The sequence below is a fragment of the Nocardioides sp. genome, assembly GCF_036503465.1.
In the GTDB taxonomy this organism is placed as follows: domain Bacteria; phylum Actinomycetota; class Actinomycetes; order Propionibacteriales; family Nocardioidaceae; genus Nocardioides.
In genome coordinates this window covers 1-14,607 of record NZ_DASXWU010000053.1, presented here as the reverse complement: position 1 = coordinate 14,607, position 14,607 = coordinate 1, and the positions used below count along the sequence as shown (strand labels likewise).

Annotated in this window: 12 protein-coding genes; 4 read left to right on the top strand and 8 right to left on the bottom strand. The window is 71.8% G+C overall.

Translation table 11 applies throughout. From position 1 onward, the window contains the following. Positions 1–154 precede the first annotated feature (154 nt). Genes VGK78_RS09405 through VGK78_RS09395 form a run of 3 tightly spaced genes read right to left on the bottom strand, consistent with a single transcriptional unit; the run spans position 155 to position 2,921 of the window. Positions 155–745 (bottom strand): lactate utilization protein C, encoded by a 591-nt coding sequence (locus VGK78_RS09405; protein ID WP_331527358.1) that lies wholly within the window; start codon positions 743–745, stop codon positions 155–157. Next, complete coding sequence (locus VGK78_RS09400) at positions 742–2,157, bottom strand: LutB/LldF family L-lactate oxidation iron-sulfur protein (protein WP_414690663.1); 1,416 nt, start codon at positions 2,155–2,157, stop codon at positions 742–744. The genes VGK78_RS09405 and VGK78_RS09400 overlap by 4 nt, the downstream gene beginning before the upstream one ends. A 17-nt stretch (positions 2,158–2,174) precedes the next feature. Continuing rightward, positions 2,175–2,921 carry a (Fe-S)-binding protein gene (locus VGK78_RS09395; RefSeq protein ID WP_331527356.1) on the bottom strand — a complete coding sequence of 249 codons (747 nt, stop codon included), beginning with the start codon at positions 2,919–2,921 and terminating at the stop codon, positions 2,175–2,177. A gap of 137 nt (positions 2,922–3,058) precedes the next feature. On the opposite strand from VGK78_RS09395, the gene VGK78_RS09390 reads away from it, so the two are divergent. Further along, entirely contained in the window at positions 3,059–4,030 is a 972-nt protein-coding gene (locus tag VGK78_RS09390) for a DMT family transporter (protein WP_331527355.1), read from the top strand. On the opposite strand, the gene VGK78_RS09385 is transcribed toward VGK78_RS09390, so the two are convergent. The 4 genes from VGK78_RS09385 to VGK78_RS09370 form a co-directional block, all read right to left on the bottom strand. Next, positions 3,992–4,633: a GNAT family protein gene (locus VGK78_RS09385; RefSeq protein ID WP_331527353.1), complete on the bottom strand. Its 642-nt coding sequence runs from the start codon at positions 4,631–4,633 to the stop codon at positions 3,992–3,994. The two genes, VGK78_RS09390 and VGK78_RS09385, sit on opposite strands and share 39 nt — an antisense overlap. Positions 4,634–4,642: 9 nt before the next feature. Further along, on the bottom strand, positions 4,643–5,158 hold the full coding sequence (locus VGK78_RS09380) for a YbjN domain-containing protein (protein WP_331527352.1): 516 nt from the start codon (positions 5,156–5,158) through the stop codon (positions 4,643–4,645). Positions 5,159–5,182: 24 nt separating this feature from the next. Further along, positions 5,183–6,415 (bottom strand): D-inositol-3-phosphate glycosyltransferase, encoded by a 1,233-nt coding sequence (gene mshA / locus VGK78_RS09375; protein ID WP_331527419.1) that lies wholly within the window; start codon positions 6,413–6,415, stop codon positions 5,183–5,185. A 261-nt stretch (positions 6,416–6,676) separates the two neighbouring features. Further along, positions 6,677–7,063, bottom strand: a complete 387-nt coding sequence (locus tag VGK78_RS09370; protein WP_331527351.1) for a hypothetical protein — start codon at positions 7,061–7,063, stop codon at positions 6,677–6,679. A gap of 71 nt (positions 7,064–7,134) precedes the next feature. On the opposite strand from VGK78_RS09370, the gene VGK78_RS09365 reads away from it, so the two are divergent. Further along, positions 7,135–7,875, top strand: coding sequence for an SDR family NAD(P)-dependent oxidoreductase (locus tag VGK78_RS09365; protein WP_414690662.1), 741 nt, complete (start codon positions 7,135–7,137; stop codon positions 7,873–7,875). 75 nt (positions 7,876–7,950) lie between these two features. Further along, a complete protein-coding gene (locus VGK78_RS09360; RefSeq protein WP_331527350.1) occupies positions 7,951–8,658 on the top strand; it encodes an aspartate/glutamate racemase family protein in 708 nt (235 codons plus the stop codon). Here the strand turns inward: VGK78_RS09360 and VGK78_RS09355 are convergent. Further along, positions 8,645–9,970 carry a protealysin inhibitor emfourin gene (locus tag VGK78_RS09355; RefSeq protein WP_331527349.1) on the bottom strand — a complete coding sequence of 442 codons (1,326 nt, stop codon included), beginning with the start codon at positions 9,968–9,970 and terminating at the stop codon, positions 8,645–8,647. The genes VGK78_RS09360 and VGK78_RS09355 overlap by 14 nt on opposite strands. Before the next feature lie 274 nt (positions 9,971–10,244). On the opposite strand from VGK78_RS09355, the gene VGK78_RS09350 reads away from it, so the two are divergent. After that, the gene (locus VGK78_RS09350) at positions 10,245–14,084 is read left to right on the top strand and encodes an ABC transporter ATP-binding protein (protein WP_331527348.1); all 3,840 of its coding nucleotides are present in this window, start codon (positions 10,245–10,247) and stop codon (positions 14,082–14,084) included. The last annotated feature ends 523 nt before the right edge of the window (positions 14,085–14,607 follow it).

The following is a 14,607-nucleotide window of genomic DNA, read 5'->3' as shown; positions in this document are numbered from 1 at the left end:
GGATCCGTCTCGCTCCATCCCGGGGCCGCCGACCGGCGAACCAACTGGCCTACAGAGCGGCCGGACCGGCCAGCGCCGGCCGTCCGTGGGCCAGTTTGTGTCGGGCCCTCGCGCCACCCGGCACCCGAGGCCCGGTCCCGGGGTGGAGCGGCACTCAGTCGACCACGATCACGTGGAGCCGCCGGGGGCCGTGCACACCTTCGACCCGGTCGAGCTCGATGTCGCTGGTGGCGGAGGGGCCGCTGATCCAGGTCAGCGGCCGGGATGGCTCGAGGGCCGCGACGGCGTCGGGAACGTCGGCGACGACCTGGGAGGCCTCGACGACGCAGAGGTGGTGGTCGGGCACCAGCGTGATCGCACGGCGACCCTGGCCCGGGCCGTGGTCGAGCACGATCGTGCCGGTCTCGGCGATGCCGACCCGGGCCCGGGTCACGACCGCGTCGACGGCGTCCAGGTCGATGGCCGGCATCCCTTCGTCGACCACGGCACCGGGAACCTCGAGGTCGAGGTCGGCCGGTACGACGACGCGTGCTCCTTCGGGCAGAGCGGCGCGCAACCGGACGGACAGCTCGTCGGCGGCGCAGCGCTCCACCGTCGCCCGGTAGTCGGCGACCCGCTCGCAGAACAGGCTGACCACGTCGGCGGCCGGGTCCGGCGTACGACGTGGCACGGCCACAGCGGGTGGTGCCGGGGCGTCGGCCAGGGCCGACCGCACCCGGCCCAGGATCTCCTCGCGGGCGCTCATCGGTGGGCACGCCTCCACCACGCCCGGAACGACTCCCGCGGTGGGTCGGGCAGGTCACGCGCGGCGGTCCAGCGCCGACCGGGCCCCGGAAGCGAGGCGAGCCGGCCCCACCAGCGGCCGGTGCGCCCGGAGACGCGTTCGGCGCGGGCCAGGCGCCGCGAGTCCGACAGTGTCCACGCGGTCGCCGCCATGGCCACGGCCTCGGCCTTCGGCCGTCGAGCGCCACGATGTGCGTCGACGACCTGCGCCCGGAGGTCGACGAGCACCGAGGGGATGTCGATCTTGACCGGGCAGACCTCGTAGCAGGCACCGCACAGGGACGACGCGTAGGGCAGCGAGTCGACCTGCGGATCGGTCCCGACTCCGCGCATCAGCGGGTTGAGGATCGCGCCGATCGGGCCCGGGTAGACCGATCCGTAGGCGTGGCCGCCGACGCGCTCGTACACCGGGCAGACATTGAGGCACGCCGAGCAGCGGATGCAGCGCAGCGTCTGGCGCCCGACCCGATCCGCCAGGGCACGGGTGCGGCCGTTGTCGAGGAGCACGACGTGCACCTCCTGCGGGCCGTCGCCCGGGGTGACGCCGTGCCACATCGACGTGTAGGGGTTCATCCGCTCCCCGGTCGAGGACCGCGGCAGCAGCCGCAGGAACACGTCGAGGTCCGCCCAGGTCGGCACCACCTTCTCGATCCCGACCACCGAGACCAGCACCTCGGGCAGGGTCAGGCACATCCGGCCGTTGCCCTCCGACTCGACCACGACCAGCGTCCCGGTCTCGGCGACCGCGAAGTTCGCCCCGGAGACACCGACCTTCGCGCGCAGGAACTTCTCGCGCAGGTGCAGCCGCGCTTCGTTCGCGAGCTCACCGGGGTCGTCGGCGAGGTCGTCGGGAGCCGGCCGCCCGGACGCCCCCATCCGAGACCGGAAGATCTCCCGGATCTCGGCCCGGTTGCGGTGGATCGCCGGCACCAGGATGTGCGAGGGCAGGTCGTCGCCCAGCTGCACGATCAGCTCGGCGAGATCGGTCTCCCAGGCGGAGATGCCCTCGGCGGCGAGCGCCTCGTTGAGCCCGATCTCCTGGGTCGCCATCGACTTCACCTTGACCACCTCGTCGACCCCGTGGGCCTTCGCGACATCGGCCACGACGCGGCAGGCCTCCGCGGCGTCCCGTGCCCAGTGCACGACGGCGCCGCGCTCGGTCAGCGACTCCTCCAGTCGCACCAGCTGCTCGTCGAGGGCGAGCAGCGCGCGGTCCTTGATCGCGGCACCGGCGTCCCGCAGCTCATCCCAGTCGGGAACCTCACCCACCGCCCGCGCCCGCTTGCCCCGGATCGTGTGCGTCGCGTGCGTGAGGTTGTGCCGCAGCTGGGCGTCCGCCAGGGCCTCGCGCGCGGCCGCCGGGAACGCCGGCATCCCGACGAAAGTCGCGCTCACGACGCACCTTCGGTCGACGCGAGGACCTCCGCCAGGTGCATCACCCGTACGCCGGACCGCTCGCGCGACAGCAACCCCCCGACGTGCATCAGGCACGAGTTGTCCCCCGCCACCAGTACCTCGGCGCCGGTCTCGCGCACGTGCCGCGCCTTGTCCGCGCCCATCGCCACCGACACGTCGGCGTTCTTCACCGCGAACGTCCCCCCGAACCCACAGCACTCCTCCGCACCCGGCAGGTCGACCAGCGTGAGCCCACGCACCGCCTCGAGCAGGCGTCGGGGCCGGTCACCGACCCCCAGAAGCCGCAACGAGTGGCAGGTCGGGTGGTAGGTCACGCGGTGCGGGAAGTACGCGCCCACGTCGGTCACGCCCAGCACGTCGACCAGGTACTCGCTCAGCTCGTAGACCTTCGGGCTCACCTCGGCCGCGGCCGTGACCAGGCCGGGATCACCGGAACGCTCCGCCACCAGCCGGTGCTGATGCCGCGCCGACCCCGCGCACGACCCCGACGGCGCCACCACTGCGTCGTACCCCTCGAACGCCGACACGAAGGTGCGTACGACGGGCACCGCCTCGTCGAGGTACCCCGTGTTCACCATCGGCTGCCCACAGCACGTCTGCGCGGTCGGAAACTCCACGTCGACCCCCAGCCGGGTCAGCAGGTCGACCACGGCGCGGCCGGTGCCGGGAAACATCGCGTCGTTCACACAGGTGACCATCAGTGCGACGCGCATGCCGCCCATCTTCCCGCGAGCGGATAGTACGGATCACGCGGCCGGTGCCTCGGCAGGCTCCGACCGTCCGGGTGATCCGTACTATCCGCGACGCCGCGTCCGATAGCCGCATGAGCGCTGTCGGTGGTGGTTCCTAGGCTGGGTGGGTGCCCCTGTCCGAACGCCCCTGGCTGCCGCTGGCAGCCGTCGCCACCACCCTGCTCCTCTGGGCCTCCGCGTTCGTCGCGATCCGCCACCTCGGCGCGGACTTCTCGGCCGGTGCCCTGTCGCTCGGCCGGCTGCTGGTCGGCTCGGTCGCGCTCGGTGCCGTGGCCGTGCCGCGCGGGCTGCCGAGACCCAGCGGCCGCGACTGGCTGGGCCTGGTCGCGATCGGGGTGCTGTGGTTCGGCGTCTACAACGTCGCCCTCAACCAGGGTGAGCACCACGTCGACGCCGGTACGTCGGCGATGCTGATCCAGATCTCGCCGGTGCTGATCGCGGTGCTGGCGACGCTGTTCCTCGGGGAGCGCTTCACGCCGTGGCTGGCCATCGGCCTGGTCCTGGCGTTCGCCGGCGTGGTGCTGATCGGTCTCTCGCAGCCCGGCGGCCGCAACGACCTCGTCGGCGTGCTGCTCTGCCTGCTCGCGGCGCTCGTCTACTCGATCGCCCTGGTGATCCAGAAGCCCCTGGTCTCGCGGCTCTCGGCGATCCACGTCACCTGGCTGGCCTGCACGGTCGGCGCCGTGGCCTGCCTCCCGTTCGCCGGACAGCTCGTTGACGCCACCCGTCACGCGTCGGCGTCCGACATCTGGTGGGTGGTCTACCTCGGGCTGTTCCCGACGGCGATCGCGTTCACGACGTACGCGTTCGCGCTGCGGCACATGACCGCCAGCAACCTCGGGATCACCACCTACCTCGTGCCGCCGATCACGATCCTGATGGGCTGGGTGTTTTTGGGCGAGACCCCGCCCGGCATGGCGTACGCCGGTGGCGCGCTCGCCCTGGTCGGCGTCGCGATCGCGCGGCGCAAGACGCGGACGCCCGCTGCGCAGACGAGCGGTGAGGCCGGACCCGTTCCGGCTCCTGAGATGGAGCCTTGCTCACCGCTGACCGGCCCCGCCGAGGCCGAACCACGGTAGGCAGGCCTCGACCCCGCTGACCTCGGCGGATCGGCCGCCCTCGACCCAGTGCTCGCGGGTCAGCCGCACGTGCTGGAGGTCGAACGGACCGGTCGGGGTGTTGGTCCGGCTGAGGCCGTTGTCGACGTACCCCAAGCGGTAGGAGACGGCCAGCGACGGGGTGTTGTCGGTGCGGGCCGACGACACGGCAAGCTCCGCGCCGAGATGCTCGAAGGCCAGCGTCAGCACCGCGGTGCGCATGAGGGTGGCCAAGCCACGACCCCGCACCTCGGTCGACAGCCACGAGAACGAGTCGACCGTCCTCAGCAGCGGGAACTGCTCGCCCTCGAGGGCCTGGACGCCCACCACCCGACCATCCACCTCGACCGCGAGGTCGAGGCACCACGAGTCGGGTGACCAGGTGCCGCGGTGCTTCCAGATCTCGGTGACCAGCTGGCGGCGGCGGTCGTCCCCGGGCGAGAGCGTGGCGAAGCGCTCGTTGGCCGGGTTCATCTCGAGGTCGTCGGGAAGGGCGGCCACCAGGGCCGGGAGGTCTGCGTCGGTTACCCCGCGCAGCAGCACCTCGCCGCAGGTGATGCGGAGGTCGAAGAAGGGCCAGACCACCTGGTCACGCTAGAGCCCTTCAGGGTCGGGCGTCGCCCCGGATTCGAGCCAGCCGCGGAACGCCTCGAGGTTGCGGGTCGACTCGCCGCGGAGGTTGCGCCACTCCCACTCCTTGCGGATGGAGGAGGCGAAGCCGAGCTCGAGGATCGTGTTGAAGCTGCCGTCGGCCTGGGTGAGCACCGACCCGAGGAGCCGGTCGATCTCTTCGGAGGTGACCAAGGCCAGGGGGAGGCGCGCGTCGAGGTAGATGTCGCCGTGGTGGTCGACGGCGTACGACACGGCGTACGTCCTGAGGTTGCGCTCGAGGAGCCAGCGGTAGACGCGCTCGTGGTTCTCGTCGGGGTTGCGGCAGACGAAGGCGTGGACGCCGAGCGCGTGCGGGCCGATGTCGACGCGGACCGGCGTCTGGAGCTTGCGCTCGCCCGGCAGCGCGAAGCTGAACGAGCCCTTACGCTCCTCGTACTCGAGGTCGTTGTCGGTCAGGTAGTCCCGCAGTACCTCGACCGGGTCGCTCGGGTCGCTCATGGGACGACCCTGCCACGATCGCCGTCAGACCGCGGCCCGGAGTGCGGCGCGGGCGCGCTCGTAGACGTCGAGGGTGCGCTCCGCGGTCTCCTCCCAGGAGAACGCACCGGCACGGGCGCGGGCGCCGGCGGCGAGGCGGGCGCGCAGCGCGTCGTCGAGGAGGATCCGGCCGATCGCGTGGGCCCACTCCGCCGGCCCGTGGGTGTCGAGCAGCAGGCCGCTGACGCCGTTCTCGACCACCGTGGTGAGCCCGCCGACCGCGGCGGCGACGACCGGCGTTCCGGCGGCCTGGGCTTCGGCGGCGACGAGGCCGAAGGACTCGTTGTACGACGGGACCGCCACCACGGATGCCGCCGCGTCCCAGACGGCGAGCTCGGCCGGCTGCACCGGCGGGACGAACCGCACGAGGTCGTCGATCCGCAGCTCGGCCGCGAGCTCGGCCAGTCCCTCCGGATGCTCGAGGCCCGTACCGGACGGTCCGCCCACGATCGGGACCACGAGTCGCGATCGCAGCCCGGGCTCGTGGTCGGCCAGGCGGGCGATCGCGCGAAGCAGCACGTCGGGGGCCTTGAGCGGCTGGAGCCGCCCCGCGAACAGCACGACGTGGGCATCGGCCGGCAGGCCGAGATGCTCGCGCGCCGCATGGGTGTCACGCGGCCGGAACACGTTGAGGTCGACGCCGGGGTGCACGACCTCGACCCGGCCGGGATCGGCGTCGTACAGGTTGATCAGCTGCTTGGCCTCGAGGTCGGTGCTCGCGATCAGCATGTCGGCCGCCTCGACCACCTGCTCCTCGCCGATGATCCGGGCCGGCGGCTCCGGACTGTCTCCGACCGCCATCGCGTCGTTCTTGACCTTGGCCATCGTGTGCATCGTGTGCACGAGGGGGACGCCCCACCGGTCGCGGGCCAGCGCGCCGACCTGACCGGAGAGCCAGTAGTGGGAGTGCACGACGTCGTAGTGGCCGAGCGGCAGTCCTGCCTCGGTGCGAAGCACCTCACGGGCGAACGTGCACAGCTGCCCCGGAAGCTCCCCCTTGCCGAGCCCCTCGAACGGTCCGGCGTGGATGTTGCGGACCGTGATCCCGTCGCCGACCTCGACGACCGGGTCGAGCCGGGACGACGTCGCGCGGGTGAAGATGTCCACCTCGATGCCGGCCGCGGCGAGACGACGCGAGAGCTCGAGGACGTAGACGTTCATGCCCCCTGCGTCTCCGGTCCCCGGCTGGTCGAGCGGCGACGTGTGCACGCTGATCATCGCCACCCGGCGGACCGCGTCGGCCTCCGTGAGCTGCACGGCGTACTCCCTCCCGGACCGCACCTCGGGCCCGAACGGCTGCAACCGCGGGTTTCGGTCATGCATTCCCGACCGGTGGTTTCGAGACAGGCGCCAGGGCGCCTTCCCCAACCACCGGTGATCGCAGGACTCGGCGGCTCCCCCAACCACCGGTGAGCGCGGAATTCGGTGGTTGAGGAGCGAGCTCTGCGAGCGTCACGCAACCACCGGCCGCCGCGCACGTCAGAGCGTCGCGCGGGGTACGCCGTCGTGCTGGCCGAGGCGGACGGCCGAGACCAGGCCCACGATCGCTCCGAAAACGGCGTCGACCAGACCCGGGTCGGCGGCCGACCCGTGCACCAGCCCGAACACTCCCCAGACCAGGGTCGGCAGGGCGAGCGCGACGAAGACCCGGAGCGCGAGCACGTCACTGCGCACCAGCAGCAGCCCGAGGTCGAAGAGCGCCACCGTGAGCAGCACCGCGCCGACCCAGAGCACCGAGCCCTGGAGCCTCCCGCCGTCGGGAAGGAAGAAGGCCACCACCCAGGCGACCCCGCCCGTCAGGCCTGTGAGCTGAGCCGTTCTTCGGAGGTCGAGGGGGGTCCCGGAGGCTTCGGCATGGCGTCCCATGGGCCCAACAGTGTGCCACCCACGCGGACCACGGGTCACGGGGCAAGTCGGTGAGAGGCAGAATCGGCCGGGTGAGCCGTCGTACCGCCGTCGTCACCGGAGCCAGCAGCGGGATCGGCGCGGCGACCGCCCGCGCGCTCGCCGATGAGGGGTACGCCGTGTGGTGCGCGGCGCGCCGTACCGACCGGATCGAGGCGCTCGCCGCGGAGATCGGCGGCACCGCCGTCACCTGCGACGTGACCTCCCGGGAGTCGGTGGCCGGGCTCGCCGCCGCGATCGGCGACACGTTGAACGTCCTGGTCAACAATGCCGGCGGCGCCTTCGGGATGGAGCCGGTGGCGGAGGCGGACCCGGAGGACTGGCGCCGGATGTACGAGGTGAACGTGCTCGGCCTGCTCAACGTCACGCAGGCACTGCTCCCCGCGCTGCGCGCGAGCGGCGACGGGCTGATCGTGAACCTCGGCTCGACCGCCGGACGGATCGCCTACGAGGGCGGAGCCGGCTACACGGCGGCCAAGCACGGCACCCAGGTCGTCACCGAGACCCTGCGCCTGGAGCTGGTCGGCGAGCCGATCCGGATCAGCGAGATCGCTCCGGGCATGGTGCGGACCGAGGAGTTCTCGACGATCCGGTTCAAGGGGGACAGGGCGAGGGCGGACGCCGTCTACGCCGGGGTCGCCGAGCCGCTGGTGGCCGAGGACGTCGCCGACGCGGTCGCCTGGATCGCCACCCGACCGTCCCACGTGAACATCGACGAGCTGGTGATCAAGCCGCGCGCCCAGGCGGCCCAGCACAAGGTCCACCGCGAGTAGGTGCTGCTACCACTGAGCGTCTGACCCGTGGGACCCGGCTGTCGTCGGGGATGCCCGACGGCGAGACTGCTGCCCATGCAGACGATCGGCCTGGTCGGCGGGATGAGCTGGGAGAGCACCGCGGTCTACTACCGCGACCTCAACCTCGGGGTGCAGCAGAGGCTCGGCGGGTTGTCCTCGCCCAAGCTGGTGCTCAGCACCGTGGACTTCGCCGAGCTGACCGCGCTGGAGGACGCCGAGCGGTGGCCGCAGATCGGAGACCTCCTCACCGCCGCTGCGCGCGGGGTGGAGCAGGGCGGTGCGGACTTCCTGCTGCTGTGCACCACGTCGTTCCACAAGGTCGCCGACCAGATCGAGGCCGGCGTCGGCATTGCGCTGCTCCACCTCGGGGACGTGGTGGCCGAGGAGGTCAGGTCACAGGGCGTGACGAAGGTCGGGTTCGTCGGCACCACGGTGGCCATGTCGGACGGGTTCTTCGCCGAGCGTCTCGCCCGGCACGGTGTGGAGACCGTGATGCCGGACGCCCGTCACCACGAGATGCTCAACAGCGCGATCTACGACGAGCTCGTCCACGGACGGGTCGTCGACGCCACACGCCGGCGGGTGCTCGGCGTGCTCGAGGAGCTGTGGGACGCGGGCGTGGGCGGCGTGCTGCTCGGTTGCACCGAGCTGGAACTGCTGGTCAAGCAGGCCGACGCCGAACTCCCCGTCTACCCGTGCACGACGTTGCACGTGAACGCCGCGCTCGACCGCGCGCTGGCCGGAGCCGTCAGTCGGCGCTGAGAAGCAGGTCGGCCAGCGCGCGCTGGTCGGGGCTGAGGTGCTGCTGCGGCACCGTCACCGAGCGACCACCGACCTCGAAGGTGTAGCTGAACGCGTCGGGGAACGTCTCGGTCTCGACCCGGCCGGTCAGGTCGATCCGGTCCACGAGCTCACGCGCGGCGTTGGCACGGGGGCCGTCGGCGGCCAGGTCGACGGACCCTTCGACCGTGCGGCCGGCGATCCCGCCGGTACGGCGCACGCGGACGACGTCGGTCGCACTCGGCGTACCGCCGACAGGAGGCGTGCTCGTGCCGGTCGGGTCGACACCGACCGTCTGCCACGCCTGGCGCACCGCGTCGTCATGGTCGCCCGCGGCGGCGATCGTGGCAGCGGCGAAGCCGGCGAAGTCGGTGTCGGCGCTCACCTGGCCACCCGTCAGCGCGGCGTACCAGATCTGGCCCGCACCCTCCCAGGTGTTGCCGCCGATGGCGGTCGCGGCGAGATAGAAGGCGCGGTTCGGGATGCCGGAGTTGGTGTGCACGCCGCCGTTGTCGTCGGAGGTGTGGACGTAGTCCTTCGTGTCCCCGACCTGAGGATCCTTGCCCAGCGTCGGGTCGTCGTACGCCGTGCCGGGGTGGGCCATGTCGCGCAGCGCCCGGGCGTTGACTCCCGGCAGGAAGATGCCCTGCCCGACCAGCCAGTCGGCCTGGTCGGCGGTCTGGCCGAGCACGCGCTGCTTGACGCACATGCCGAAGCAGTCACTGACCGACTCGTTGAGAGCACCCGGCTGGTCCTGGTAGGTGAGCGCCGCCGTGAACTGGGTGACCGCGTGGGTGAACTCGTGGCCGAGCACGTCCACCGGCTTGGTGAAGCGGCCGAAGATCTTCCCGTCGCCGTCGCCGAAGACCAGCTGCTCGCCGTTCCAGAACGCGTTGTCGTAGTTCTGCTCGTAGTGCACCGTGAGCACCGCCTGCGCCCCGTTCCCGTCGTACGACGCGCGGCTGAAGACGTCGGCGTACATCGCCAGCGTGTCCATGATGCCGTCGGCGGCCTCGTCGACCGCGGCATCGCCCGAGGCGGGCTCCCCGGGCTGACGGACGACGTCGCCCGGCAGGGCGGACCCGTTCCTGGCGGTGTGGACCACCCAGGCGGCGGCCTCGGTCGCCGGCGTCGCCGGCGGTGCCGTCGCTGTCCCGCTCGACCTGAGGCGCCCCTCCCGCAGCTCGGCGTCGCGGGCGAGGGTCAGCCGGCAGTGGTCTGCCGCGTCGCGCGTCGAGGCGGCGATCCGCTCGAGGAGGAACGGGGGGACGAAGCTGCAGCATCCGAGACTCATGGGCCATTCCTACGCCGCCGCGCCGACGCCGCCAAGCGGCCGTTCGCTCGGGCGCGGACTTCCTCATCCGGCCTGGGCGTGCACCAGAGAGGACTGAGTCGGGTGTACGAACGTTCGTGCTAGGGACGTCCTGGCCGATCGTTCGCCTCACGCGCCGAGTGACCGGCTCGACACGGGCCTGCTCTCCTGGCTCGACCACCCGGGCCAGGCTCGAACGACGGGTACGACCTCCTCACTAGACTTCCGTCGATTCGAGAGGGGATCGCGCCGCCGCATGTCAGCCAGCCAGGAACAGCCGGACCGCAAGCCCGGGTGGATCCGCAGGCTGACCGGCCAGGTCTGGACCCACCGCAAGAACGTCTTCATCTCGTTCGCCGCCGCGGTGCTCGGGAGCCTGGGCCAGGCCGTCGTACCCCTGGTCGCGCGGAAGATCGTCGACGACGTGATCGGTCAGGACGGTGCGCGGCTGTGGCCCTGGCTGCTCCTCCTGGTGGGGATCGCGGGCCTCGTGTTCGCGTTCGCCTACCTGCGCCGCTACCGCGGCGGCCTGGTCGGGATCGCGGTGCAGTACGACCTGCGCAACCGGATGCACGACCACCTGCTCACCCTCGACGAGCAGAGCCTCTCCCACCTGAGCACCGGCCAGATCGTCGCCCGCGCGAACAGCGACACGGCGCTCGTCCAGGGGCTGCTGAACTTCCTGCCGTTGATGACCGGCAACCTGCTGATGATGGTGGTCTCGCTGACCATCATGCTCGTCCTCTCGCCGCTGCTGGCGCTGGTGGGGCTGGTGATCGCTCCAGCCCTGTTCGTCGTCTCGTACCGGATGCGGATCAAGGTCTTCCCCGCCTCCTGGGACGGGCAGCAGCGCGAGGGCGAGGTCGCGGAGGTCGTCGACGAGGACGTGAACGGTGTCCGCGTGGTCAAGGCGTTCGGTCAGGAGGAGCGCGAGCTCCGGCGGATGGTCGGCATCGTCCAGACGTTGTACGGCGTGCGGATGCGCGCCACGCGGCTCCAGGCCCGCTACCAGCCGCTGCTCGAGTCGATCCCGGTGTTCGCGCAGGTCGCTGTGCTGGCGCTCGGCGGCTGGATGGCGCTGCACGGCCGGATCTCGATCGGCACCTTCCTGGCGTTCTCGGCGTACGTCGGGCAGTTCGTCGCCCCGGCCCGCCAGCTGGCAGGCGTGCTGACGGTCGGGCAGCTCGCCCGAGCCGGCGTGGAGCGGATCTTCCAGATCCTCGACCTGGAGCCCGGGATCGTCGACGCCCCGGACGCCGTCGACCTCGAGGAGATCCGCGGTGAGATCGAGCTGCGAGGAGTGGGGTTCGCCTACGACGAGGAGCCGGTGCTCGACGGGCTCGACCTCCACGTGCGACCCGGCGAGCGGGTCGCCCTGGTCGGCGCCAGCGGCAGTGGCAAGTCGACGGCGACCCGGCTGGTCCACCGCCTCCTCGATCCCGATCGGGGACAGGTGCTGGTCGACGGCTACGACGTACGCCGCGTCACGCTGCGCTCGCTCCGCAGCCAGGTGGGTGCGGCCTTCGAGGAGAGCTTCCTGTTCTCGGACACCATCGCGGCCAACATCGCCTACGGCCACCCCGACGCCACCCGCGAGGAGATCGAGGAGGCGGCACGCGTCGCCGGCGCCCACGACTTCATCCTCGAGCTCGCCGACGGCTACGACACGCGCGTCGGCGAGCGGGGCCTGAGCCTGTCCGGGGGCCAGCGTCAGCGCGTGGCACTGGCCCGCGCCATCCTGTCCGACCCGCGGATCCTGGTCCTCGACGACGCCACCAGCGCGGTGGACGCGGCGACCGAGGAGCGGATCTTCGCCCGCCTCCGCCACGTCCTCGCCGGCCGGACCAGCCTGATCGTCGCCCACCGCCTCTCGACCCTGGGCCTCGCCGACCGCGTCGTCCTCCTCGACCGCGGACGCGTCGCCGACCACGGCACCCACGAGGAGCTGATGGCGCGCAACCGCGAGTACCGAGAGCTCCTGACCGGGCTCGACGACGACGCCGCCCGCGCCGTCGGTGACTCGATCGAGACCCTCACCCAGGTGGACATCACACCCGCCGCCTGGCGGCGCGGCACCGGCGACCGTGCCGAGGCGGTCCGCGACGCGACGGAGCGCGCCGCCGCCCGGATGGCGCGCCGGCCCGCGATGGGCGGCGGGTTCGGCGGCATGGGTGGTGGCCGGCGACTCGACCTCGCGCCCACCCCGGAGCTCCTCGCACGGGTCGAGGCACTGCCGCCGGTGCGCGACACCTTCACGCCGGATTTGGCCGAGGAGACCAAGGCCGACCCGGACTTCTCGATGTGGCGGCTGGTCAAGGAGTTCCGGTGGTCGTTCGGGCTCGGCCTGGCGCTGGTCGTCCTCGATGCGCTCGCCGGGCTCGCGGGTCCCTATCTCGTGCGGATCGGCGTCGACCACGGAGTCGAGGCCGGCGCGCCGCACGTGCTGTGGTGGGCCTCCGCGGCGTTCCTCGTGGTCGCGCTCGCCGACCTGCTCGACCAGATCGCCTCGACGTTCATCACCGGCCGCACCAGCGAGCGCATCATGGCCGGTCTGCGCATCCGCATCTGGGCGCAGCTCCAACGGCTGTCGCTGGACTACTACGAGCGCGAGATGGCGGGCCGGATCATGACCCGGATGACCACCGACGTCGACCAGTTCGAGACGCTGATCGAGAACGGCCTGCTTCAAGCACTCGTCTCGCTGGTCACCTTCGTCGGAGTCGGCATCGCCCTGCTGCTGATGGATCTCGAGCTCGCGCTCTGGACGCTGACGGTGATCGTCCCGCTCGCGATCGCCACGGCGTTCTTCCGCCGCGTCACGAGCCAGCTGTACGACGTGGTGCGCGAGGCGCTCGCGGTCGTGAACGCCGACTTCCAGGAGTCGCTGTCCGGCATCCGCGAGGCGCAGGCGTTCGTCCACGAGGAGCTCACCCGGCAGCGGTTCCACCGGCTCGGTCGGCGCTACTACGACGGCCGCGCGCAGGCCCAGCGCACGATCGCGACGTACTTCCCGTTCGTGCTCTTCCTCTCCGCGATCGCCGACGTGATCGTGCTCGGCGTCGGGTCGCACCTGATCGAGCAGGGGCGGTTGACCACCGGTGTCCTGATCGCCTTCCTGCTGTACCTGACGATGTTCTTCTCCCCGATCCAGCAGCTCTCCTCGGTGTTCGACTCCTGGCAGCAGACCCGGGTCTCGATCGGCCGCATCTCCGAGCTGATGCGGCTCCGCACGATCACGCCCGACGCCGTCGACCCGGTGACACTGGGTGGACCACTCGGCGAGGTGCGCGGCGAGCTCGCGCTGCGCGACGTGCACTTCACCTACCCCCAGGCCGAGCTCGTGGCCGAGGAGCGGGGCCCGGCCGACCGCGTGCCCACCGGCGCGACCGTCGTACGCCGGAAGCCGCCGGAGGCCCTGCGCGGCCTCGACCTCCACGTGGCCGCCCACGAGACGGTCGCGCTCGTCGGCGAGACCGGGGCCGGCAAGTCGACGGTGCTCAAGCTGATCAGCCGCTTCTACGACCCGGACTCCGGATCGGTCACCCTCGACGGGCAGGACCTACGCACCCTGTCGCTGCACGACTTCCGCCGCAGGCTCGGGTACGTGCCGCAGGAGTCGTTCCTCTTCACCGGGACCATCCGCGACAACATCGCCTACGGCCGGCCCGAGGCGACCGACGCCGAGGTCGAGGCCGCCGCGCGCTCGGTCGGGGCGCACGACCTGATCGCCACCCTGCCCGGCGGGTACCTCCACGAGATCTCCGAGCGGGGCACGTCGCTCTCGTCCGGGCAGCGGCAGCTGATCGCGCTCGCCCGGGCCGAGCTGGTCGACCCGGCCGTGCTGCTCCTGGACGAGGCGACCGCAAACCTCGACCTGGCGACCGAGGCGAGGGTGTCGGCCGCGATGGCAGCGGTGGCCGGACGGCGTACCACGATCCTGATCGCGCACCGCCTCCAGACCGCGCGCACCGCCGACCGGATCGTCGTGCTCGGGGAGGGCCGGGTCCTCGAGGAGGGGACGCACGACGACCTGGTCGCGCGCGACGGCCGGTACGCCGCGATGTGGCGCGCCTTCGAGCTGGTCTCGGCGTCCTGACGGCCTCCGACCGTCCCGCTCATCACTCCCCGAAGGTAAAACCGGGCCGGCGACACGGTGCGGATCCGCGCGCGAACCCGCCTGCGCACTGCCGAATCCAGCTGGCCACGGTGTCTCGCACGACCGATCGCGTCAGTTCGGCCGGTGCCCGGTCGGCCGGACGAGATCTCTTTGCCGGACGCCGCGTCACACGTACGGAGTTGACCGTCTCTTAAGGCACAAGGAGGCAAACACCGATGTGCACCAAATCCCCCCATGGTGCCCACGGCCGTCCGTGCGAGGACTGCCTGGGAGACCGGATCAGCCGGACGGCTGAGCTGGCGAACCGCGACCGTTCCCTCACCCCCCTCTGGGCCCGGCAACGCAGGTACCGCGTACGCCCCGCGTACGTCGTGATGCTCCGACGCAGCGCGCCGTTGACGGCGTAGCCCTCCTCCCGACGCAGGGCCCGGTCATGGCGACCGGGCCCTCGCCATGCCCGGGTGGTTCTCGGGAGCACCCGGCGGTCGTGTGCCGGTTGACG

Bases quoted from the DNA above. Each gene is read 5' to 3' on its own strand.
- VGK78_RS09405 (WP_331527358.1), bottom strand. From the start codon at position 745: ATGAGCGCCCGCGAGGAGATCCTGGGCCGGGTGCGGTCGGCCCTGGCC.
- VGK78_RS09400 (WP_414690663.1), bottom strand. From the start codon at position 2,157: ATGCCGGCGTTCCCGGCGGCCGCGCGCGAGGCCCTGGCGGACGCCCAG.
- VGK78_RS09395 (WP_331527356.1), bottom strand. From the start codon at position 2,921: ATGGGCGGCATGCGCGTCGCACTGATGGTCACCTGTGTGAACGACGCG.
- VGK78_RS09380 (WP_331527352.1), bottom strand. From the start codon at position 5,158: ATGAGCGACCCGAGCGACCCGGTCGAGGTACTGCGGGACTACCTGACC.
- mshA (WP_331527419.1), bottom strand. From the start codon at position 6,415: ATGATCAGCGTGCACACGTCGCCGCTCGACCAGCCGGGGACCGGAGAC.
- VGK78_RS09370 (WP_331527351.1), bottom strand. From the start codon at position 7,063: ATGGGACGCCATGCCGAAGCCTCCGGGACCCCCCTCGACCTCCGAAGA.
- VGK78_RS09360 (WP_331527350.1), top strand. From the start codon at position 7,951: ATGCAGACGATCGGCCTGGTCGGCGGGATGAGCTGGGAGAGCACCGCG.
- VGK78_RS09355 (WP_331527349.1), bottom strand. From the start codon at position 9,970: ATGAGTCTCGGATGCTGCAGCTTCGTCCCCCCGTTCCTCCTCGAGCGG.
- VGK78_RS09350 (WP_331527348.1), top strand. From the start codon at position 10,245: ATGTCAGCCAGCCAGGAACAGCCGGACCGCAAGCCCGGGTGGATCCGC.